21 protein-coding genes, 2 pseudogenes and 1 riboswitch are annotated in these 21,189 nt (G+C 71.3%); of the genes and pseudogenes, 12 read left to right on the forward strand and 11 right to left on the reverse strand.

The genetic code is table 11. The features are described from left to right. Window positions 1–193: 193 nt before the first annotated feature. Window positions 194–658 (reverse strand): ABC transporter permease, encoded by a 465-nt coding sequence (locus ABT297_RS05450; RefSeq protein WP_350544998.1) that lies wholly within the window; start codon window positions 656–658, stop codon window positions 194–196. Here ABT297_RS05450 and ABT297_RS05455 point away from each other — a divergent pair. The 4 genes from ABT297_RS05455 to ABT297_RS05470 all read left to right on the forward strand — a co-directional run bounded on the left by ABT297_RS05455 (window position 657) and on the right by ABT297_RS05470 (window position 3,007). Then, window positions 657–1,139, forward strand: a complete 483-nt coding sequence (locus ABT297_RS05455; RefSeq protein WP_350545001.1) for a hypothetical protein — start codon at window positions 657–659, stop codon at window positions 1,137–1,139. The genes ABT297_RS05450 and ABT297_RS05455 overlap by 2 nt on opposite strands. Before the next feature lie 51 nt (window positions 1,140–1,190). Next, window positions 1,191–1,655 (forward strand): MarR family winged helix-turn-helix transcriptional regulator, encoded by a 465-nt coding sequence (locus tag ABT297_RS05460; protein WP_350545003.1) that lies wholly within the window; start codon window positions 1,191–1,193, stop codon window positions 1,653–1,655. Further along, complete coding sequence (locus ABT297_RS05465) at window positions 1,652–2,473, forward strand: NAD-dependent epimerase/dehydratase family protein (protein ID WP_350545006.1); 822 nt, start codon at window positions 1,652–1,654, stop codon at window positions 2,471–2,473. Before ABT297_RS05460 ends, ABT297_RS05465 begins: the two co-directional genes overlap by 4 nt. A 393-nt stretch (window positions 2,474–2,866) precedes the next feature. Further along, window positions 2,867–3,007: an AraC family transcriptional regulator gene (locus ABT297_RS05470; protein WP_350545008.1), complete on the forward strand. Its 141-nt coding sequence runs from the start codon at window positions 2,867–2,869 to the stop codon at window positions 3,005–3,007. 53 nt (window positions 3,008–3,060) lie between these two features. On the opposite strand, the pseudogene ABT297_RS05475 reads toward ABT297_RS05470, so the two are convergent. Continuing rightward, window positions 3,061–3,356 (reverse strand): annotated as a pseudogene (locus tag ABT297_RS05475) (ATP-binding cassette domain-containing protein); the annotation flags it as partial. Between the two features lie 55 nt (window positions 3,357–3,411). Here ABT297_RS05475 and mptB point away from each other — a divergent pair. Then, window positions 3,412–4,776, forward strand: a complete 1,365-nt coding sequence (gene mptB, locus ABT297_RS05480; protein ID WP_350545010.1) for a polyprenol phosphomannose-dependent alpha 1,6 mannosyltransferase MptB — start codon at window positions 3,412–3,414, stop codon at window positions 4,774–4,776. Here mptB and ABT297_RS05485 read toward each other — a convergent pair. Beyond that, on the reverse strand, window positions 4,773–5,312 hold the full coding sequence (locus tag ABT297_RS05485) for a hypothetical protein (RefSeq protein WP_502885501.1): 540 nt from the start codon (window positions 5,310–5,312) through the stop codon (window positions 4,773–4,775). The two genes, mptB and ABT297_RS05485, sit on opposite strands and share 4 nt — an antisense overlap. A gap of 97 nt (window positions 5,313–5,409) precedes the next feature. Next, a complete protein-coding gene (gene dnaG, locus ABT297_RS05490) occupies window positions 5,410–7,260 on the reverse strand; it encodes a DNA primase (protein ID WP_350545014.1) in 1,851 nt (616 codons plus the stop codon). 104 nt (window positions 7,261–7,364) lie between these two features. On the opposite strand from dnaG, the gene ABT297_RS05495 reads away from it, so the two are divergent. Together ABT297_RS05495 and ABT297_RS05500 are read left to right on the forward strand one after the other, a co-directional pair. Next, window positions 7,365–8,141, forward strand: coding sequence for a SanA/YdcF family protein (locus ABT297_RS05495; RefSeq protein ID WP_350545016.1), 777 nt, complete (start codon window positions 7,365–7,367; stop codon window positions 8,139–8,141). A 211-nt stretch (window positions 8,142–8,352) separates the two neighbouring features. Then, window positions 8,353–9,456 carry a polyprenyl synthetase family protein gene (locus ABT297_RS05500; RefSeq protein ID WP_350545017.1) on the forward strand — a complete coding sequence of 368 codons (1,104 nt, stop codon included), beginning with the start codon at window positions 8,353–8,355 and terminating at the stop codon, window positions 9,454–9,456. Between the two features lie 30 nt (window positions 9,457–9,486). Here the strand turns inward: ABT297_RS05500 and ABT297_RS05505 are convergent, their stop codons facing one another. Further along, complete coding sequence (locus tag ABT297_RS05505) at window positions 9,487–10,260, reverse strand: hypothetical protein (protein ID WP_350545019.1); 774 nt, start codon at window positions 10,258–10,260, stop codon at window positions 9,487–9,489. A gap of 373 nt (window positions 10,261–10,633) precedes the next feature. Next, window positions 10,634–10,785: riboswitch (cyclic di-AMP (ydaO/yuaA leader) on the reverse strand. Between the two features lie 194 nt (window positions 10,786–10,979). Here ABT297_RS05505 and ABT297_RS05510 point away from each other — a divergent pair. Next, window positions 10,980–11,810, forward strand: a complete 831-nt coding sequence (locus ABT297_RS05510; protein ID WP_350545021.1) for an aldo/keto reductase — start codon at window positions 10,980–10,982, stop codon at window positions 11,808–11,810. 75 nt (window positions 11,811–11,885) lie between these two features. On the opposite strand, the pseudogene ABT297_RS05515 reads toward ABT297_RS05510, so the two are convergent. Next, window positions 11,886–12,098 (reverse strand): annotated as a pseudogene (locus ABT297_RS05515) (tRNA-dihydrouridine synthase); the annotation flags it as partial. A gap of 116 nt (window positions 12,099–12,214) precedes the next feature. Here ABT297_RS05515 and ABT297_RS05520 point away from each other — a divergent pair. After that, the gene (locus ABT297_RS05520) at window positions 12,215–12,433 is read left to right on the forward strand and encodes a type II toxin-antitoxin system VapB family antitoxin (RefSeq protein ID WP_350545023.1); all 219 of its coding nucleotides are present in this window, start codon (window positions 12,215–12,217) and stop codon (window positions 12,431–12,433) included. A 269-nt stretch (window positions 12,434–12,702) separates the two neighbouring features. On the opposite strand, the gene dusB is transcribed toward ABT297_RS05520, so the two are convergent. Then, window positions 12,703–13,857, reverse strand: a complete 1,155-nt coding sequence (gene dusB, locus ABT297_RS05530; RefSeq protein WP_350545252.1) for a tRNA dihydrouridine synthase DusB — start codon at window positions 13,855–13,857, stop codon at window positions 12,703–12,705. 319 nt (window positions 13,858–14,176) lie between these two features. On the opposite strand from dusB, the gene ppdK reads away from it, so the two are divergent. After that, entirely contained in the window at window positions 14,177–16,828 is a 2,652-nt protein-coding gene (ppdK, locus tag ABT297_RS05535; protein WP_350545024.1) for a pyruvate, phosphate dikinase, read from the forward strand. 143 nt (window positions 16,829–16,971) lie between these two features. On the opposite strand, the gene ABT297_RS05540 is transcribed toward ppdK, so the two are convergent. The 4 genes from ABT297_RS05540 to ABT297_RS05555 all read right to left on the reverse strand — a co-directional run bounded on the left by ABT297_RS05540 (window position 16,972) and on the right by ABT297_RS05555 (window position 19,199). Further along, on the reverse strand, window positions 16,972–17,343 hold the full coding sequence (locus tag ABT297_RS05540) for a hypothetical protein (RefSeq protein WP_350545026.1): 372 nt from the start codon (window positions 17,341–17,343) through the stop codon (window positions 16,972–16,974). An 86-nt stretch (window positions 17,344–17,429) separates the two neighbouring features. Beyond that, on the reverse strand, window positions 17,430–17,855 hold the full coding sequence (locus tag ABT297_RS05545; protein WP_350545027.1) for a roadblock/LC7 domain-containing protein: 426 nt from the start codon (window positions 17,853–17,855) through the stop codon (window positions 17,430–17,432). A gap of 49 nt (window positions 17,856–17,904) precedes the next feature. After that, window positions 17,905–18,849 carry a DUF4388 domain-containing protein gene (locus tag ABT297_RS05550; protein WP_350545029.1) on the reverse strand — a complete coding sequence of 315 codons (945 nt, stop codon included), beginning with the start codon at window positions 18,847–18,849 and terminating at the stop codon, window positions 17,905–17,907. Further along, window positions 18,846–19,199 (reverse strand): hypothetical protein, encoded by a 354-nt coding sequence (locus ABT297_RS05555; RefSeq protein ID WP_350545030.1) that lies wholly within the window; start codon window positions 19,197–19,199, stop codon window positions 18,846–18,848. The genes ABT297_RS05550 and ABT297_RS05555 overlap by 4 nt, the downstream gene beginning before the upstream one ends. A 308-nt stretch (window positions 19,200–19,507) precedes the next feature. Between ABT297_RS05555 and ABT297_RS05560 the strand changes: the two genes are divergently transcribed. Together ABT297_RS05560 and ABT297_RS05565 are read left to right on the forward strand one after the other, a co-directional pair. After that, window positions 19,508–19,861, forward strand: a complete 354-nt coding sequence (locus ABT297_RS05560; RefSeq protein ID WP_350545032.1) for a VOC family protein — start codon at window positions 19,508–19,510, stop codon at window positions 19,859–19,861. Between the two features lie 67 nt (window positions 19,862–19,928). Further along, window positions 19,929–21,152: a deoxyguanosinetriphosphate triphosphohydrolase gene (locus ABT297_RS05565; protein WP_350545033.1), complete on the forward strand. Its 1,224-nt coding sequence runs from the start codon at window positions 19,929–19,931 to the stop codon at window positions 21,150–21,152. The last annotated feature ends 37 nt before the right edge of the window (window positions 21,153–21,189 follow it).

Here is a 21,189-nt window from a genome sequence, read left to right on the forward strand (position 1 = left end):
GTGTGCGGTGCGTTACACCCGTGTTGCGTCGAGACTTTAGGCCGTCCCACCCCTCGCGTCTAGAGCTTCTGGCGCCCGTTACCAAACTTTTGCTGGTTATGACGGAAGTTCGGATGTAATCGAAAATATGCACGTTTCCGCAGGTCGGAGGCCATCCCTAGAGATCATCCGACCTTTCCGAAACCAGGGCAAACTAGGCCAGCAGAAGTTTTCCCAGCCGGCGGCTCGCGAGCCACAGCCCGCCCGCCGCGAGCGCTCCCAGATAGACCGCGTGCCAGACCAGCCCCCACTGCGGCGAGCCGGTGCACAGCCCGCACACGAGCGCGACGCCGTGGTACAGCGGAGTCGCCTCCACCAGCACCCGGGCCGCGAGCGGATAGCCCGACGGCGGCGCGAACGTCCCGCTGAACAGGAACAGCCCGAACTGCGCCACGTTGACGTAGTCGAAGTCCTGCCACGAGCGCAGCAGCGTCGACAACGCCATGCCCAGCCCGCCGAACGCGAACCCGACCAGCAGCACCGCCGGGAACGCCGCCAGCGCCCACAGCGGGGTGGTCAGCCCGAGCGCCACCATCGCCGCCAGGAACGCCGCGGAGTAGAACCCGCCGCGGATCATCGCCCACAGCAGCTCGCCACCCGACGCGCAACTCGCAACCATGCTCGACCAGGCCACCGGCGAACTCCGACCCGGCAAGAACCGCAGGGCACGAGTCGCCGGGCTCATCCCCGTGCCCGCCGAGCCCGTCACCGACGACCTGCACACCGCGCTCACCCAGCGGCAGACGCTCATCGAGACCGCCGCCGGGCGGCTCGTAGACGACGCGCAGGAAGCCCGGGCCGCGTGGGTCGCGCGCCTCGGGAAACCCAGCGGGCGCGCGCGAGTACGGAAGCAATGGCAGGCCCACGCGGCCACCATCGCCCTGTACCGCCACCGCTACGACATCACCGGCCCCACACCCCTGGGCGACCCGAAGTCGATCAAGACCGCCCAGCAAGCCGCCGAATACCGCGCCGCACAGGCCGCGCTCGCCAGGCTCCGACGACTCAGCACACCGACCGACGAACGATCCCTGCGGCAGAGGGATCTCCAAGCAGATCATCCACGCCGTCTTGAGTCTCGCGGCTGCCCGCACGAGTGAGGGGTGAACCATCGACTTGACGGATCGTTAGGCACCTATCAGAATGGTTAGGTGCCTAACGAACCAACGCCTCGCCACCCGGACTCGGTCGGGGCCTGGGTGAAGCAGTTCCACCGGGTCAGCCAGGCCGCTATCGACCGCGTGCTGCGTCCGTATGGGCTCGGCCCCACGCAGTGGTACGTGCTGTACCACCTCGCCAACGACGGCCCGACGACGCAGCGCGACCTCGCTGAGACGCTGCAGGTGGAGCGCGCGACGCTCAGCGGCATCGTCGCCTCCCTGGTGCGCAAGGGGCTCGTCGAGCAGAGCCCCGACGCGGCCGACCAGCGGCGGCGGGTGCTGCGGCTCACGCCAGCCGGACAAGACCTGTGGGAGGCACTGCCCGATCCCATCGCCACCGTGGGCGCGGTCGCGTTCGACGGCATCGACCCAGCCGACCTCGAACGGGCGATCCGCGTCCTGGAAGCCGCCACCCGCCACCTGACCGAACAGTCCTGGGAAGGAACCCAGCCATGACCATCCTCATCACCGGAGCCACAGGCAACGTCGGCGCGCGCCTCCTGCCTCGCCTGGTCGCGGCGGGACACGATTGTCGCGCCCTGATCCGACCCGGCAAGGCCGATGCGCTCCCGGCCGGCGTCACGCCCGTCGAGGGCGACATCCTCGAACCCGACACCCTTCCCGCCGCCGTCGAGGGCGTGTCGACCGTCGTGCACCTGGCCGCGCTGCTGCGCAGCCCCGACGCCGAGGCGATCCAGCGGATCAATGTCGAAGGCACCCGCAACCTGCTCGCCGCCACCCGCACTCACGCGCCCGACGCGCGCTTCGTGCTGGCGAGCACGAGCCTGGTCTACCCCGATGATCTGCCCCGTCCCGGACGGGAAGACGACGACCTTGCGCCCGTCGCGCCGTACCCGGCGAGCAAGATCCTCGCCGAACGGGAGGTACAGGCGAGCGGGTTGACGTGGAGCGTGCTGCGGCTCGGGTTCGTCTACGGCGACGGCGACCAGCACCTCCAGAACGCGCCACGCCTGTTCGGGCTCTGGAACTGGCATCCTGCGCACGCGCTGCACCTGGTTCACCAACGCGACATCGCCACCGCCGTCCTACTCGCCCTCACCGGCGCAACCGATGGACACGTCGTCAACATCGTGGACGACGCCCCGCTGACCGCCTACGAAATCGCCGCCCTCGTCGATCAGCCCATCGAACCCTCGGCAGCACCCCTGGCGAATCCGTGGGGCGGACGACTCGACGGTGCCACCGCCCGAGCCCTCGGATTCCGCGCCACCGTCCCCACTGTGCATCACGCTCTGCGCGAGAACCTTCTGTGAGAACTGCTCACCCATCTCGGTTCGTGGAACATCTCCCGTCCTGTGCACAACGAGCCTCCGCAATGGTCTCCGCTCGTTGCCCGTACCTCGACGGTTCATCGTGCTGTGAGGCCGGTGGCGTATGACTGCGTGAAGATCATCGTCGTCCGCGACGGATCGGCGTTCCTGTTCAGCGGGTTGAAGCCCGCCGTGCGGCGGCTCTGTTGCGGGAGCATCCGTCCCGGCATTGGACGTTGGAGTATCTCGCGGCCGAGGTGCACCTGTCCCCGTCTCGGCTGGGGAGCGTGTTCGTGGAGGCTTATGGCAAGACCCCGCTGGCGTTCTTGACCATGATCCGTGCGGAGGCCCTGGCGAAGCATTTTGCGAGAGAGCGACCTGACCGTGACGGCCGCGATGCAGAGAGTGGGCTGGCACTCCCGCTCCCACGCCACCCGTCTGTTCCGCCAGTACGTGGGTCTCACTCCCGGCGACTACCGCCAGTACATGCAGGTCGACGGAGGTGGTCACGATGGCCGTACCCCGATATCGGGCTGAGCACTTCCAGCCATCCGGCTGGGACAGCGGCACCCCCCGAACGCAAGGCGAGGTTCGTGAACTCGCTGCTGCGGTTCATCGACGACGAGGTCGACTCCCAGCCGCGCCCGGATCGCGGGGCCGTCCCGCGCCGCGCCGCGCCGAGGCCGAGGATGCGCAGCGATCCGCTCGTCGGGCGCGACACGCACCCGATCATCCGCATCGTGGAGGACTTGCCCGCGCCGTTGGGGCCCAGGAACCCGAATGCCTCGCCGGCCGCCACCCGCACGTCGATCCCATCGACCGCCGTGAAATCATCGAACCGCTTGACCAGCGCGGTCGCCGCGATCAATGCCCCGTTGTTCACCACGGCCCGACCATAGCCCCGGGGTACGACAATTCTGAACGCTCATTACGATGCCTCCGTGCGCCTCAACCCGCGCTGGCTCGGGCTGGCCGCGACAACCCTGCTGGCCGCCAGCGGTTTCCTGGCCGGCAAGCCGTTACCCCACGACGCCGCGTGGGTGACCGGCGTCTGCGTCTGGTTCGTCGGCCTGGCCCTGTTGGCCCGGGCCTGGTGGGCCCTGCGCGACGCCACCGGCGCCCGCGAGCTGCTCGTCACCGCGGCGATCTGGAGCGTTCCGCTGCTGGTCGCGCCGCCCATGGGCGCGCTTGACGTGTACGCGTACGCCTGCCAGGGCCAGCTCTTCAATGCCGGGTTCAACCTGTACGAGCACGGTCCGTCGGCGCTGCCCTGCACCTGGCTGTCCGACGTACCGCCGCTGTGGCGCGACACCCCGACCCCCTACGGCCCGCTGTGGTTCGCGATCTCCGGCGGCGCCGCCTGGCTCGCGCACGGCCACCTCGTCGTCGCCGTCGGCCTGTTCCGCCTGGTCGCGGTGCTCGGGCTGGTGCTGTGCGTGGCGGCGGCGCACCGCCTCACCGACGGTAACGCCGCGCTGGCCGCCAGCCCGCTCGTGCTGATCCACGTCGTCTCCGGCGTGCACAACGACATCCTGCTCGCCGGCTTCGTGCTGGCCGGCTTCGCGTTCGCCACCCGCGGCCGGTCGGGGCTGTCCGGCGCCGCCTTCGGGCTCGCCGCTGCCGTGAAGGTCACCGCCGTGGTCGCCGCGCCCTTCGCGGTGCTGCTCGTGCTGTTCCGCGGCAACGGGCCGTGCCGCCGCGCACCGGTGAGCTTCACGGGGGTGATGCTGCTGACGTACGCCGTGCTCGCCGCCGCGACCGGCCACGGCCTCGGCTTCGTCCGGGCGCTTGGCTCGACCGCCGAGCTCAAGCAGTGGCTGTCGATCCCGACCGGGGTGGGCATGGCCACCGGCTACGTACTGCGCGCGGCGGGCCGGCCGGCGGCGTTCGACACCGCGGTGGCCGTGGCCCGCGCGCTCGGGTTCGCCGCCCTCGCCGCGATCCTGCTGTACCTCTGGTGGCGGGCGCTGCGCACGGCGCGCCGCACGCCGGCGGAGGCCGCCGACCCGGTGCTCACCGCCGCGGGCGTGGCGCTGCTGGTCACGGCCGTGCTCGGGCCGGTGTTCTACGCCTGGTACGCGCTCGCCGGCATCGCGGTGCTCGCCGGCACGCACCTGACCGGCAGGCTGCGCACCGGCGTGCACGTCGCGGTCGTGGCGCTGCCGTTCCTGACCCTGCCGGACAGCCTGGGCCTGGCCACGAAGACCAAGCTGCCGGGCGCGTTCCTCGACGTGGCCCTGGTCGTCGCGGTGCTCGTGCGCCTGTTCCGATCCCGTCGCCGAGTGCCGGCGGCGAGCAAGCCCTAAGGGGCGGTACCGATGCTGGATCTCGCCCAGGCGACCAGCTCGTGCGTCTGCTCGGCCACACCCGTCGCCGCCGGGTCGACGCCCTCGTCGTAGCGGACCGTCCAGCACAGCCCGTTGACGCCGGGGACGCGCCGCCCCACGACCCGCACGCCGCCCCGCACGCCGGTGATCTCGTCGAGCGGGTGGTGCGAGGTGTGCGCGATCGACTTGTTGACCCGCACCCGGACCTGGTCGGGCACCCTGTCGGGGTCGAGCAGGGTGAGGACCAGCGGCGGCAGGTCGGCCATCACGGCGTACTCCTCGTCGCCGACCGGCAGCTCGCGCGCCGCGACCACGGCGAGCTGGCGGCCCGACCAGGTGGCCCTGTGGATCTCGTGCCAGCTCAGGCGCTGCTCGACGCCGGGCAGCCACAGGCCGTGGTTCGTCGCCACCACGACGTTGTCGCCGGTGGCGCCGGCCCAGGCGACCACGCGCTCGTCGGGGCCGAGCTTGGGGCGCTTGTCGGCGGGCAGCCGCCGCCGCTTCAGAAAGCCCAACACGTCTTAACCTTTCGATCGGACATTTCGGACCCAACGGCGGCTCGCGGCGGCACCGGAAGCGCCGCGGCGGTCCCCGGAGGGCGCCGGCCCGGCGTCACCAGCGGCTCGCGCCGCGATCCCGCAGCGCCCGGGCGTGCTGCTCCAGCGACACCAGCTCGCTGAACAGCCGCAGGTGGTCCTCGGCGTTGCTCACCGGGTTGATGCGCTGCAGCTTGGACTTGAGCTCGGCGATGGTCCGGTTGAGCGCCATCAGCTGGAGGCGGTTGATCGTCGCCTCGACGTAGCGCGGGTCCGGCTCGCCATCCAGGCGCAGCGGCTCCACCGCCAGCTCCGCGACCAGCGCGCCGGCGGCCAGGTCGAGACACGCCTCGCGGACCTGTTCGATCCACACCGCGCCGGCGCTGCCGCTGGACGCGCCGCCCGCCTCGGCGACCGCGGCGCGCAGGACCGAATACATCGGATGCGTGTACATGTCGGCGCCGACCGCGTCGAACATCGGGCCGGCCAGCGCCGGCTGCTGCAGCGCCAGCTTGAGCGCCTCCCGCTCGACCAGCGCCTCAGCGCTGTCGGGGGCCAGGATGCGCCGCTGCTGCTGGGCGGGCACGGGGTCGGCGACGCCCTTGGCGGCCGCGTTGACCGCGCGCTGCACGGTCTCGAGCTCCATGCCGAGGTCGCCGGCGAGCTTGCGAGCATACTCCGGCCGCAGCGTGCGGTCCTTGATCTTGGCGACCAGGGGCGCGGTCGCCCGCAGCGCGCCGACGCGGCCCTCGGCGGTGTCGAGGTCGAAGCGCTGGATCACCGAGCGCAGCGCGAAGTCGAGCAGCGGCTGGCGATCGGCGACCAGGTCGCGTACGGCCACATCGCCCTTGGCCAGGCGCAGGTCGCAGGGGTCCATGCCGTCGGGGCCGACCGCGATGAACGTCTGGGCGACGAAGCGCTGATCGTCCTCGAACGCGCGCAGCGCCGCCTTCTGCCCGGCCGCGTCGCCGTCGAACGTGAAGATGATCTCGCCGCCGTAGCCGTCGGCGTCCAGCAGCAGCCGGCGCAGCACCGAGATGTGGTCGGCGCCGAACGCGGTGCCACAGGTCGCGACCGCCACCGGCACCCCGGCGAGGTGGCACGCCATCACGTCGGTGTAGCCCTCGACGATGACGACCCGGCTCTGCTTGGCGATCTCCCGTTTGGCCTGGTCGATGCCGTACAGCACGTGCGACTTCTTGTACAGCGGCGTCTCGGGCGTGTTGAGATACTTCGGGCCGTCGTCGTCGTCGAACAGCCGCCGCGCGCCGAAACCGATCACGTCGCCGGAGATGTCCTTGATCGGCCACACCAGCCGGCGGCGGAACCGGTCGATGAGCCCGCCGGAGCGCCCCTCGCGGGACAGGCCGGCGGTGGTCAGCTCCTGCGCGGAGTAACCCTTCTGGCGCAGGTGCTTGCTCAGGTGGTCCCAGCCGTCGGGGGCGAACCCGCACCCGTAGCGCTCGGCGGCCTCCTTGCTGAACCCGCGCTGGGCCAGGAACTCGCGGGCGGGGCGGGCACCGGGCGTGCCGAGCCGCTCGGCGTAGAACCGGGCGGCCTCGGCGTGCGCGGCGATCAGCCGCTGCTTCTGCCCGGCGGGGCGGATCGGGGCGCTGCCGGCCTCGACGAATCGCAGCTGCAGCCCGGCCCGCGCGGCGAGCCGCTCGACCGACTCGACGAAGCTCAGGTGGTCGTGGTCCATCAGGAACTTGATGGCGTCGCCGCCGGCGCCGCAGCCGTGGCAGAAATACACGTTCCGGGTGGGCGAGACGTTGAACGAGGCGGTCTTCTCGTCGTGGAACGGGCACAGGCCCTTGAGGTTGCCACCGCCCGCCGAGCGCAGCGTGACATGCTCGGAGATCACGTCCTCGATCGACGTGCGCTCCCGGACCAGGGCGATGTCCTCGTCCTTGATCTTGCCGGCCAACCCCCACCTCCCACCGGTCCGACGCCTACATCCTGCCTCGTGGCACCGACAATTTACGACTCGCGGGACGGCGGCGAGTCGCCGGGCCGTGCCATGCTGCGCCCATGCCGATCGAGTCCGGGCCGCAACGGCCGCTTGTCGCCCCGTGGTACCGCCGGCGCTGGGTGATGATCGCCACGCTTGGGCTCTCCGGGCGCCTGCCCGACGACCGGCGCCGCCGCCGGCGCGCCCTGCTCCGCCTGACGGTCGCCGCCGTCCTCCTGGCCGCCCTGGTGCTCGTGCCGACGGCCTGGATCCGCGCCGGAGCCTCCGGCCGGGTCGTCCCGGCCGATCGCGCCCCGGCGGCGGACGTGGCGATCGTGTTCGGCGCCCAGCTCGAGAACGGCGGCAAGGACCCGATGTCGTTCCTGCGCAACCGGCTCGACGCGGCGGCGGCGCTGATCTCCTCCGGCAAGGTGAAGGTGCTGCTGATCTCCGGCGACGCGCACGGCGGCTCCGGCAACGAGGTCGAGGTGATGCGCGACTACCTCGCGGCGCGGGGTGTGGACCCGGCTCGGCTGGTGCTCGACCCGTACGGACTGGACACCTACGACACGTGCCGGCGCGCTCACGACGTGTACGGCGTCGACCGCGCGCTCCTGGTCAGTCAGGACGCGCATCTGTACCGTGCGGTCACCCTCTGCAGGGGTGTCGGCGTCGACGCGAGGGGCGTGCCGGCCGGCTGCCGGGGCTGCCAGCAGGTGACGATCTGGTACAACGGGACCAGAGAGGTCGGGGCCGGCTGGAAGGCCGCCTGGGACGTGTTCCGGCACCGGCCGCCGGCCGTGGGGTCCACGCCGGATCCGGCACTCCGGCAGGCGGTGGCCGCACACGCTCCATAGTGGACGGCGTGCCGATGCGGGACGACACGCGGAACTTCGCGCGACACGCACCAGACGGGCGGCAACCGTCCTCGCCACATCCGCCCGCCATCGCCGTTTTCGCCGTGCGCGGCCGGTCGCTTCGGCATACTTGACCAGGTCCTTGGCGCCGCATCGACGCGGCCAGATCTGTCAGGTGCGATGCGATGGGTGGTGCGAGTCCGGTGACGGCGTGCGTGCGCATGGGGCGCCCGGTGAGACGGGTTGGGTGGCGCGGCTGATGGTGATCGTGCTACGGACCACGGACGACGTCCTGCGCTGGTCCGGCGGCCTCGTCGGCCCGCCGCTGCGCGCGGCGATCGACCGGCTGCCCGAGCCGTCCCGCGAGGTCGCCGAGCTGCAGCTGGGCTGGCACTCCGGCCGTGACGCGCCGGGCGCGTCGCTGCGCAGCGCGCTCACCCTGGTGTGCGCGGCAGCGGTCGGCGGCGACCCGCACGACGCGGTGCCCTCCGCCGTCGCCGTCGAGCTCATGCACCACTGGGCGGCGATCCGCCGCGACCTGGTCGACGGGCGCTCCGACGGGGCCGCGTGGAGCGTGGTCGGCACCCAGCCGGCGGCGCTGGGCGGCGAGGCCCTGCTGGCGCTCGCGTTCGACGTCGTGGCCACCGGTGACCCCACGCACATCGCGCCGGGCCGGCTGCGGCAGCGCTCCGGACAGCCGGGGCCGGACCGGGTCATGATGCGCATCCTGGGCGATACCGTGCAGGAGCTCCTGCACGGCCAGCACGCCTCGCTCGCGCTGCGCGAGACCCGCCCGGACTCCGCCGCGGAGGAGCGCACCGACCTGCTGCGCGACTGCCTGGCGATGGTGGAGCAGCGCACCGGCGCGCTGTTCGGCTGCGCCTGCGCGCTCGGCGCCGTGGCCGGCGGCGGCGAGGCGGCCCAGGTCGAGCGGTTGCGCCTGTTCGGCGTCCGGCTGGGCCTCGCCGTGCAGTTCACCGAGGACCTGCTGGGCATCTGGGCCGACGACGGCCCGGGCCGGCCGGCGTACCCGGACCTGCGCCGCCGCCGGCGCTCGCTGCCCGTCGCCGCGGCGATCGCGGCCGGCGCCGACGAGCTGACCGGGCTGTTCGACGGCCGGGGCCGGCTCAGCGACGCCGACGCCGAGCGCACGGCGAAGACGATCGAGCAGTCCGGCGCCCGCGACTGGTGCCGCCGCCAGGCCGAGGAGCTGCTCTCCCAGGCGCTGCTCGCCCTGGACCTGGCCTCCCCGTCGCCCGCCTCGGTCGCCGAGCTTGTCGCGCTGGCCCGCCGCGCGACCACCGCGCCGCGCTGAGCGCCGCGGCGGCGCGCGACGGGCGGGCGGTCAGTCGATGGCCGCCACGACCTTTTCGGCCCGGGCGGCGTGCTTCTGGTACGCCCCCGGGAACGCCGAGCGCTGCACCGCCTGCGCGGCGGCCGTCACGCTCATGTTCTGCCAGCCCTTGACCCGGGTCAGCGCTTTGTAGAACAGCATCGCCGAGTGGACCGGGTTCATGAGCTCGGGCACGGTGCCCCAGCCCTGGCTCGCGCGCTGCTGGAACAGCCCGACCGAGTCGTGGTCCTGCGAGACGCCCTCGTGCGGCAGCTTCAGCGAGGCGGGCACGGCGCGGCTGGCGACGTTGTACAGGTCGCTCTCCTGCATCGCGGTGGCGACGGCGACGACGAGTGCCCTGGTGGGCAGCCCCTGGGCGCGGCCCTGCCGCACGATCGTCACGGCGTTGTTCATCTGGGTCTGGTCGAGCCCGGCGACCGGGCGCGGTGGCTGTGGCATGGCCGGCCCGGTCGGCCCGGTCGGCGTGGTTGGCGTGGTTGGCGCGGCCGGCATGATCGGCATGGCCGGCGTGGTCGCGGACGCGGCGGGCGGCGCCTCGGCCGCCGGGACGGCGGCGGTGCCGTCGAGCAACGGCGACACGAGCGCCGCGTCGTACGCATAAGCGGACGCGGCGGCCGCGACCGGCGGGTGCACGGCCGGCGGCCGGCCGGCGGAACCCGTGGCGAACAGCGTCGCGGACAGCACGACGGCGGACACGGCCCCGGTTCGCACGGGCAGGCTGACCAGCCGGTATCTGGACTGGAACTGGCGCGGTAGTGACTTCACGTAAGCGATTCCTCATCGAAGACGGCGCGATCTGGGCGCACGGCAGGGCGCCGCGGCGTCAGCGCGCGAAACGGAACGGCGCGGGAACGGCTGCGCGGGAAGAAGGCGCGAGAAAGACGGCACGAGAAGACGGCACGGGAATACGGCGCGAATCAGCGCACGGCGAAGCGCACGCCGGAGCGGGCGTGCAAGGGACTCCGCACGGGAGAGGGCGCGTGGTATCGGCGCGACCCCCCGGCTCGGCCGGTGTCGCGCGACGATTGGGCGTCGATCAGCGTTGGAGCGCGGCCAGGCGCTACGTCCTGGCGTTCACCCGTCTTTGAGCATGGCGGCGGGCGGCCGCTGTCGGAGCATGGAGATGCGGCACGAACAGTTCTCCTTCCGGTGCCGCCTACCGGGTTAGCTGACGGGTTCGGACGGGAGGATTCGCCCTACCGTGACTCGGTCACGGATACACCCCAAGGACTGCGTGGGTCCCCGGCCCGCGATGCCGAGGTGCGCTGTGCGACTCGGCGGTGCGGCTCGACGGCGCCCACCCGGCGGCACCGTGATCGGCGCACGTCGACCGAGCAGACGACCCGACCATACTGGGCGGCTTCCGCCTCGGCCAACCACAGCACCGGGATCCCACCCGATGCACCGGTATGCTCACCGAGCGCTGTCACCCGGCCTGTCATCTTGTCCGTCGCCCTCCTACGAGCCGGGCCTAGTGTTGGGGCATGAGCATCCCGTCGGTGAAGCTGAACTCCGGCCTCGACATGCCCGTCGTCGGCTACGGCACCTACCCGCTCAAGGGCCGCCGCGCCACGGACGCGATCCTCGCCGCGATCGGGTCCGGCTACCGCCTGATCGACACCGCAGCGTCGTACGACAACGAGGATGCCGTCGGCGCCGCCGTGCGCGAGTCGGGCCTGCCCCGCGCCGAGCTCTTCGTCACGACCAAGCTGCGCGGCAGCGACCAGGGCCGCGGCTCCACCCGGGCCGGGCTGGAGCGCTCGCTGGAGCGCCTCGGCCTGGAGTACGTCGACCTCTACCTGATCCACTGGCCGCTGCCCGCGGTCGGTCGCTATGTGGAGTCGTACGCCGAGATGGCCGAGCTGCGGCGCGAGGGCCTGATCCGCTCGCTGGGCGTGTCGAACTTCCTGCCGGAGCACCTCGACGCCGTCGTGGCCGAGACCGGCATCCAGCCGGCCGTCGACCAGCTGCAGGTCTCTCCCTCGCATCCGCGGCCGGAGCTCGTCGCCGCGGTACAGCGGACCGGCACCGTGGTCCAGGCGTGGAGCCCGCTGGAGCGCAACACCGGCATCCTCGACCACCCGTCGGTGACGGCGATCGCCGGCCGGCTCGGCGTCACCAGCGCCCAGATCGTGCTGCGCTGGCTGCTGCAACGCGATGTCACCGTGGTCCCGCACTCCGGCAGCCCGGACCGCCAGCGCACCAACGCCGACCTGTTCGGCTTCGAGCTGACCGCCGGCGGCATGGCCGCGATCGACGCCCTCGACACCGGCGTCCCGGTCAAGCAGGACCCCCGCACCTGGGAGGAGTTCTAGCGTGATCCGCCCGCCCCTGGTCGGTTCGTGAGCCTCGCCCCTCGGCGTGGCGGTACATGAGGGCGGCCCGGCAGCGCGGCCGATGGCCACGCCGTCACAGCCGGTAGCCCAGACGTCGACGTTACCCAGGACCGGGATGTCCAGGGCCTGCTTGAGCGCGGCGATCGCGGACCAGTCGGCCTCGCCCGAGTGGCGCTGCGCGGCCATGCGGGCGTGCAGCGCCACCCACGCCACCAGGGCCGAGCCGCCGCCGCAGCGGGTGACCCTCGAGACGCTGCAGCCGAAATTTTCGGCCTGGCGACTACCGATAGTGACCCTGCTGACGTCGGCGCTGGTTCGAGACACGCGCCTTGCGTATGCTTAGCTTGGTATCACGACACATCTGTGTATATCAGGAGGCTGCCGTGGCACGTACCGTCATTGATCTAGACGAAGCGACATTGGCATTCGCGCAACGTCAGCTTGGCACCAAGACCAAGCGCGAGACGATCAACAGGGCGCTCGCCATCGCGGCCGGCACGAGCGCGGATGATCGCGCCCGGGGATTGGCATGGCTCCAGGACAACGCAGAACTCATTCTTGACTTCGACGTGCTGGAGGAAAACGAGCGGGCTGGGCGGTGACCTACCTGGCGGACACTTCAGCAGCTTGGCGGCTGCTGCGGAAGCAGATTCCAGACCCGTGGCCACGCTATGTCGCACAAGGCGTCGTCGCACTCTGTCCGCCGGTGGAGGCCGAACTCATGGTCTCGGTACGGACCGACCGGGACTACGAGCCGTTCTTCGCCGTGTTGCGTCGGACATTCGGTTGGTGCCCCACGCTCGAAGACCCCTGGCGTCATGTCCTCGCCGTCCAGCGTGACCTGATCAAGATCGGCCATCACCGCGGCCCCTCACCGATGGACATCATCATTGCGTTGACGGCCCAAGAGCAGCGCCTGACGCTGCTGCACGTCGACGCCGATTTCGACGCGATCGCCAAGGTCCGACCAGGCATCGCCATGATCCGCATCGACCAGGCCGGAACGGCTGAACGGTGACGCCAGCTCGCCAGGCGCCCGGCGCCGATCTCCGAAGCCCAGCGCGCGAGACTGCGAGAGGGAGCCACCGCACTGCCGTTCGCCGCCGGCGACACGAGCTTTCGTACGCGAGCAGTGAATCGATCTCCGGCTTCGACTTCGAGAACGGCTTGGCCGCGCCGCGGGACGCGTTCGGTCTGACCGACCCGTGGTAATGCCCGCTTGAACAATCCGGGGGTGCACCTCGCCCAGCGACGGCAGCACCCGCTCGGTGCGGCCCGCGAACGCGGCGGCCAGGTCGGCGAACAGCCACGGGCGGCCCAGACAGCCGCGGCCGATCACCACGCCGTCGCAGCCGGTCGAGGACATCATCCGTAGCGCGTCCGTGGCCTCCCAGATGTCGCCGTTGCCCAGCACCGGGATGGACAGGGCCTGCTTCAGCTCGGCGATCGCCGACCAATCGGCCGAACCCGAATAGCGCTGGGCCGCGGTGCGGGCGTGCAGGGCGACCCACGCCACGCCGGCGTCCTGGGCCGTCAGGGCGGCATCCAGGAACGTATGGTGATCCTCGTCGATGCCGATGCGCATCTTCACCGTCACCGGCAGGCCCTGGGCGGCCTCGACCGCCGACGAGACGATCGAGGCGAACAGGCGGCGCTTCCACGGCAGGGCCGAACCACCGCCGCGGCGGGTGACCTTCGGGACGCTGCAGCCGAAGTTCATGTCGATGTGGTCGGCCAGGTCCTCCTCGACGACCATCTCGACGGCCTTGCGGATCGTGGCCGGGTCGACGCCGTAGAGCTGCAGGCTGCGTGGGTGCTCGCCGTCGCCGAAACGGATCATCGACATGGTCTTCGGGTTGCGCTCGACCAGGGCGCGGGTGGTGATCATCTCGCAGACATACAGGCCGGCACCCTGCTCGCGGCACAGCCGGCGGAACGCCACGTTGGTGATGCCGGCCATCGGGGCCAGCACCACGGGCGGGTCGACGACATGGGGTCCAAGCTGCAGCGGCACGCCTCCGAGCATCGCACGAGGGCGGTCGGGACCCAAAAAACGCAGGACGCAAAAGCGATGATTGAACGTGCGCGAAATCCGCCTCAGCCATACAGCAATACGCATCCCGAAGTGTGGAAACGTGCGGAGTGCCGCGACAAACGGAGAGCGCTCTCATGCTCATTTCTGCGCATGGAACCGCTCCCAGGTGCAGCGGAAATCGAAAGGCGTGCCGATCCGTGTGCCAATAGTCACCCGCCATGGCGGCGGACCGGAAATACGCCTTACGGTGTGCCGCACACCCCGGCCCTAACGAAGACTTAGGTCGTTCCGCGGTGGGTATGGAGGCGTTGTGCGGAAGTTCGTGTACGACTTCGAAGAGGGCAATCGCGACCTCAAGGACCTGCTCGGTGGCAAGGGCGCCAACCTGGCGGAGATGACCAACCTCGGGTTGCCGGTCCCGCCGGGCTTCACCATCACCACGGACGCCTGCCGCGCCTACCTCGAAACGGGCGAGATCCCGTGCCGCGACGAGATCAGCGAGCACCTGGCCGCCCTCGAGCGGAAGATGGGACGCCGGCTCGGCGACGCGGGCGACCCCCTGCTCGTCTCGGTGCGCTCGGGCGCCAAGTTCTCCATGCCCGGCATGATGGAGACCGTCCTCAACGTCGGGCTGACCGACGACAGCGTGGCCGGGCTGGCCGCACAGGCCGGCGGCGACGAGCGCTTCGCGTGGGACTCCTACCGCCGGCTGATCCAGATGTTCGGCAAGACCGTCTGCGGCGTGCCCGGCGAGGAGTTCGAGCACGCGCTCGACGACGCCAAGATCCAGGCCGGCACCCGCGAGGACCTGGGGCTGCGGGCCGAGCACCTCAAGGCGCTCGTCGGCGACTACAAGCGCATCTTCCGCGAGCACACCGGGCGCGACTTCCCGCAGGACCCGCGCGAGCAGCTCGACCTCGCCGTCGGCGCGGTGTTCGGCTCGTGGAACGCCGACCGGGCGGTGCTGTACCGCCGGCAGGAGCGCATCCCGGCCAACCTCGGCACGGCGGTGAACGTGGTCGCGATGGTGTTCGGCAACCTGGGCGCCGACTCCGGCACCGGCGTGGCGTTCACCCGCGACCCCGCGACGGGCGAGCGCGGCGTGTACGGCGACTACCTCGCCAACGCGCAGGGCGAGGACGTGGTCGCGGGCATCCGCAACACCATGCCGCTGCAGGACCTCGAGCAGCTCGACCGGGTGAGCTACGACGAGCTGATGACGATCATGGCCAAGCTCGAGGAGCACTATAGGGACCTGTGCGACATCGAGTTCACCATCGAGCGCGGCAAGCTCTGGATGCTGCAGACGCGGATCGGCAAGCGCACCGCCGCGGCGGCGTTCGTCATCGCCACGCACCTCGTCGACGAGGGCGTGATCGACCTCGACGAGGCGATGCATCGGGTCACCGGCGCGCAGCTGGCGCAGCTGATGTTCCCCACGTTCGACCTGTCCGGCGAGCCGGAGCAGCTGACCCGCGGGGTCGGCGCGTCGCCGGGCGCGGCCGTGGGCAAGGCGGTCTTCGACGCCCAGCACGCGGTGGCCATGGCGAAGGAGGGCGAGCAGGTCATCCTCGTGCGCCGCGAGACCAACCCGGACGACCTGCCCGGGATGATCGCCGCGCAGGGCATTCTGACCAGCCGGGGCGGCAAGACCTCGCACGCCGCGGTGGTCGCCCGGGGCATGGGCAAGACCTGCGTGTGCGGCGCCGACGAGCTGGACGTGAACCTCCACAAGGGACAGTTCGCGGTGGACGGTCACGTGGTGTCCGAGGGCGACGTCATCTCCATCGACGGTACGACCGGGCGCGTCTACATCGGCGAGGTGCCGGTCCAGCCCTCGCCCGTGGTGCAGTACTTCGAGGGCACGCTCGACCCGCGATCGGATCAGCTCGTCGCCGCGGTACACCGGATCCTGACGCACGCCGACGAACGGCGGGCGCTGAAGGTCCGCACCAACGCCGACACCGGCGAGGACGCGGCCCGCGCACGGCGCTTCGGCGCCCAGGGGATCGGCCTGTGCCGCACCGAGCACATGTTCCTCGGCGAGCGCCGCGCGCTGGTCGAGCGGCTGATCCTGGCCCGCACGGCCGAACAGCGCGACGCCGCGCTGGCCGAGCTGCTGCCGCTGCAGCGCGACGACTTCACCGACCTGTTCCGCGAGATGGCGGGGCTGCCGGTGACGGTGCGGCTCATCGACCCGCCGCTGCACGAGTTCCTGCCGCCCCTGGAGGACCTCGCGGTCAAGGTCGCGGTGGCCGAGGAGCGCGGCGAGGATCCGGGCCACGACAAGGATCTCCTGGATGCGGTACGCCGGATGCACGAGGAGAACCCGATGCTCGGCCTGCGCGGCGTGCGCCTCGGCCTGGTGATCCCGGGCCTGTTCGCCATGCAGGTGCGCGCGATCGTCGAGGCGGCCGCGGCCGTCGAGGGCGCGCGCCCGGAGATCATGGTGCCGCTCGTCGGCGCGGTGCAGGAGCTGGAGACGATCCGCACGGAGGCCGAGAAGATCATCAGTGAGTTCGACGTCGACGTGAAGATCGGCACGATGATCGAGGTACCGCGGGCGGCGCTGACCGCCGGCGACATCGCGCAGGCCGCCGACTTCTTCTCGTTCGGCACCAACGACCTGACCCAGATGGGCTGGGGGTTCTCCCGCGACGACGTCGAGGGGGCCTTCTTCTGGCGGTACCTCGAGCTGGGCATCTTCGGCGTCTCGCCCTTCGAGTCGATCGACCGCGACGGGGTCGGCCGGCTGGTGCGCATCGCGGTCGACGAGGGCCGCGCCGCCCGTCCGGAGCTGCACTTCGGCGTCTGCGGCGAGCACGGCGGCGACCCCGAGTCCGTGCACTTCTTCCACGAGGTGGGCCTGGACTACGTGTCCTGCTCGCCGTTCCGGGTGCCGGTCGCGCGCCTGGAGGCCGGTCGTGCGGCCATCGAGTCCACCGGTTCCGACTCGCGGTGACGCGGCGGGACAGGGCGAAGGGTCACCGGGTTTCGAGTCCCCGGTGAGCGATCACCGGGTTTCGAGTCCCCGGTGAGCACGAGAAAGGCCGGGGCAACGGCGCCCCGGCCTTTTTCAGGTCCCGATTCCCCCGTCTCGAGCCGTCACATGTCCAGGTCGTCCTCGATGCGCAGCAGTTGGTGGCGGGCCAGCGCCAGGTTGGCCCGCTGCCGGCTGAGCGCGAGATAGAGGAACAGCCCCTTGCCCGAGCGGCCGGTGACCGGGCGGATCAGGTGATACTGGCTGCCCAGCGTGATCAGGATGTCCTCGATGCCCTCCTTGAGGTTGAGCATCTCGATGGTGCGCATCTTGGCCCGCACGACGTCGGTGTTGCCGGCCGCGGCCACGGTCAGGTCGAGCTCCTTCGACCCGCCGAGCACGCCCAGCGCCATACCGCTGTTGTAGTCGACGAGCGCGACGCCGATCGCGCCGTCGATGGTCATGAGTTCCTTGAGCGCAGTCTCCATGTCCGCCATGGCTACCTCCGTGATTCGCGTGCTTGGGGAAGTGGGGGAAGAGTCGTTGCCGCGTCTTGGCCTGCGGTGGGCACCGCCGTTGCGGCTCACCACGACACCGGCTCCGGCAACGCCTGTGCGAAGCTGAGCGCGGCGTCGGCCACGATGCGGGAAATCACGGCGGTCGCCCGCCGCGCCTCGTGGTGCAGCATGCCCACGTTGGCATCGGCCCGCGCCAGGAGCACCAGCACCGCCCCGTGGTCGGTCATGTACATGGACGTGTACCCGCCGGAGCTGCCGATGAGCACCTCCTGGAAGTCCTTGTGACCGGCGCTGTCGGCGATGCGCTGGCTGACGCCGAGGCAGGCCGCCGCGAGTGCCGCGATGCCCTCGGCCACCATCGCCTGGGCGTCGTCGGCGATGAGCAGGCCGTCGGTGCTGGCCACCAGGCACCCGGTGATCCCCGGGACGGCCCGGCGCAGCCGGGCCAGCTCCGCGAGAAGCTCGGCGCGTAGCTCCGCGTCGGTCCTCATCGAGTCGTTTCCTCCTTTCCACCACGCCCGTTGGACGTGGCCGGCGGATCTACCGCAGCGCCTGCAGCGCCGTCCGGATCCGTCTGAGCAGCGAGTCGTCCGGCGCCCTGTCGATCGCCCCCGGCAGCACGGCGAGCGCGCTGACACCGGTCGGCAGCTGGCGGCGGCCCGGCGCCGGTGGGGGGTCGTCGAAGGTATAGGTGCCGGGGACCCGTTGCGGCAGGGATGCGGCCTCCTGCACCACCGCCGCGTTGGCTTTTGCGCTGGGCGCCCGCTCCACCGGGGGCTCCGGCTGGACGACCAGTCCGGCCGCCGCGAGCCGGCGCACGTCCAGCGTCACGGCGTAGGCCGAGCACCCCAGCAGGCCGGCCAGGTCCTGTGGGGTGCGCACGCCGTCCGCGTGCAGGACGATCTCCCACTGCAGGCCGGACAGCAGCACGCGGTCGAGTCCCGGCCGGAGGACCGGCACGACCGGTGCGTGATCGGTTGCGTCGGAGGGGTGCACCTCGTCCAGCATGCGCCGCTGCCGAGCGACGATGTCGCACACCTGGTGCGACATCACCGTGCCATCCGCGCCGAGCCAGTGCTCGACGCCCTCGTCGAAGCGCAACTCGGTGCGGGGCGTGCCGAGCACGAAGAAGGCCGCGTCGTGGAGCGCCTGCAGCGCGCACAGCTCGATCTGGGCCTCGGTCACGTGGCCGCCCTCCACCAGCGCGCGAACCGGCCGCGAGGGGATGCTCTCCCATACCTGCTCGGGCACCAGCCCGGCGGCGGTCAGCAGCCGGTCGACACCGGGCGCGGCCGGCGACTCGACGCCGTTGACCCGGCCCTCGCGCAGGAACACGACCCCGCCGGGCTCGCCGTGCACGGTGAGCGCGCCGGTAGCGCCCGCGGCGGCGAGCTGGGCGAGCGCCTTCGCGGGTGTGGTGCCCTTGGCGAACCGGGACTGTCTGCCGGAGGCGTCCGCCTTCGCCCCCACCGCGACACCACTCACGCGAGATCGTCGGCGAGCGAGCGGACGCGGCGCCGGGCGATGGCCAGGTTGCCCTCGTTCCGGTCGAGCCAGACGTAGAGCACCAGGCGCGAGTCGAAGGTGGTCCGTACCGGCCGGATCAGGTGGTAGGCGGCCGTTGTGCTGATGATGACGTCCTCCACGGTGTCGCCCGGCACCGCCGGGGCATAGGCCGCGGTCTGCATGGCGGCATGGATGACGCTCGCCGTGCCGAGAGCAGCGGCGGCCGGGTCGGCGTGGGGCGCGATGTCCTCCTGGCCGCCCTCCAGGCCAAGGGTCTGCCCGGTGGTGTAATCGATGAGGCTGGCCCCGATCGCACCCCTGATGGTCATGGCACGGCGGAGACAGTCATCAATCGCAGGCACAAGTTCTCCCGTTGGGCGGTCCGGGGACGCATCCGCCAGGCGTCGGCCATGACGATGCGCTCTCGGCAAGTTACCCCGCGCTCATGGATCAGCCACTCCCCACTTTCGGGTAGTAACGATTGACCGATCGTACCTTGAATTCTGCAATTTACACGTTTATCTTCCACGATCCCCAGAAATGGACTAAAGTGCACTCCCCCCACGGCGCGACACGTGGCTGCGATGACCGGCGACCCGGCGTATGGTGGGTCCCCACGTCGACCGTGGAGGTGTTTGTGGGGAGTAGCTGGTACGCCCTGATCGTGGAAGCGGTCGATCCGGAGCGCCTGGCCCGATGGTGGGCCGAGGTGCTGGACCATCGCGTGGAGAGCGCTTCCCCGCAGGAGGTCGTGATCGGCCCGGCCATCGATGGCCATCCACGCATCGTGTTCGTCCAGCACGACCGTGAGCTCCAGACGAAGAACCGCCTGCACCTGGACCTGCGCCCCGACGACCTCGACGCCGAGCTGGAGCGGCTCGTGAACATGGGCGCCCGGCACGTGGACATCGGCCAGCCCGACGATGCCGCATGGGTCGTCCTCGCCGACCCCGAGGGCAACGAGTTCTGCGTCATCCGGCCAGGACGATGACGAGGCGCTCGACGAGCCACCGGTAGATCCCGGCGCCGAAGGATGAGGACTCTTCTAAGCTCGACACGTGACCCTTTCGGACGAGGCCCGCTTCGCACCTGAACCCGAGAAGGACTCGGTCACAACGTCCGCCGACAACGGGCGCACCCCGTTCCAGCGCGACCGCGCCCGGGTGCTGCACTCGGCCGGGTTCCGCCGGCTGGCCGCGAAGACCCAGGTGCACACCGCCGGCACCGACGCGTTCCTGCGCACCCGGCTCACCCACTCGCTGGAGGTCGCGCAGATCGGCCGCGAGATGGGCGCCCGGCTGGGCTGCGACCCCGACGTCGTGGACACCGCCGGGCTCGCGCACGACCTCGGCCACCCGCCGTTCGGGCACAATGGCGAGGACGCGCTCGACGAGATCGCCCGCGCGTGCGGCGGTTTCGAGGGCAACGCGCAGACGCTGCGGGTGCTTACCCGGCTGGAGGCCAAGGTCGGCGGGGCCGGGCTCAACCTGACCCGGGCCTCGCTGGACGCCGTGTCGAAGTACCCGTGGCCACGCGAGCCGGGCCGGCGCAAGTTCGGGGTGTACCCCGACGACGCCGAGGTCTTCGCGTGGCTGCGGATCGAGCCCGGTCCCCGCCGCTGCCTGGAGGCACAGGTCATGGATTGGTCCGACGACGTGGCCTACTCCGTGCACGACCTCGAGGACGGCATCCACGGCGGCTACGTCCACCTGGCCCCGCTGCGCTCCGACGCCGCCGAGCGCGAGGCGCTGTGCGCCGACGTCGCCGCCGCGTATTCGCAGGAGTCGGCCGCCGACCTCGGCGCCATCCTGCTGGAGCTGCTCGCCGACCCCGTGTTCGAGCCGCTGGACCACTACGACGGCAGCCACGCCGCGCAGATCGCGCTCAAGCGGATGACGAGCGTGCTCACCGGCCGCTTTGCCGCGGCGGCGGTCACCGCGACCCGGGAGCGCTACGGCCCGCGGGCGCTGCGCCGCTACGACGCCGACCTCATCGTGCCGCCCCTGACCCGCGCGCACTGCGCGCTGCTGAAGGGCATCGCGCTGCGCTATGTCATGCGGCGTCCGGGGTCTTCGCAGCGGTACGCCGACGAGTCGCACATCCTGCGCTCGCTCGTCGCGGCCCTGCTCGAACGCGCCCCCGACGGCCTCGACCCGGTCTTCGCCCCGATGTGGCGCGCCGCCCCCGACGACGCCGCGCGGCTGCGGGTGGTGATCGACCAGGTCGCGAGCCTGACCGATCCGGCCGCGGTGGCATGGCACTCGCGCCTCGTTGGATCCTGAACTACCTCGTTGGAGCTTGAATCAGTGGAATGGAAGG

The sequence above is a fragment of the Dactylosporangium sp. NPDC000555 genome, from assembly GCF_040300025.1.
In the GTDB taxonomy this organism is placed as follows: domain Bacteria; phylum Actinomycetota; class Actinomycetes; order Mycobacteriales; family Micromonosporaceae; genus Dactylosporangium.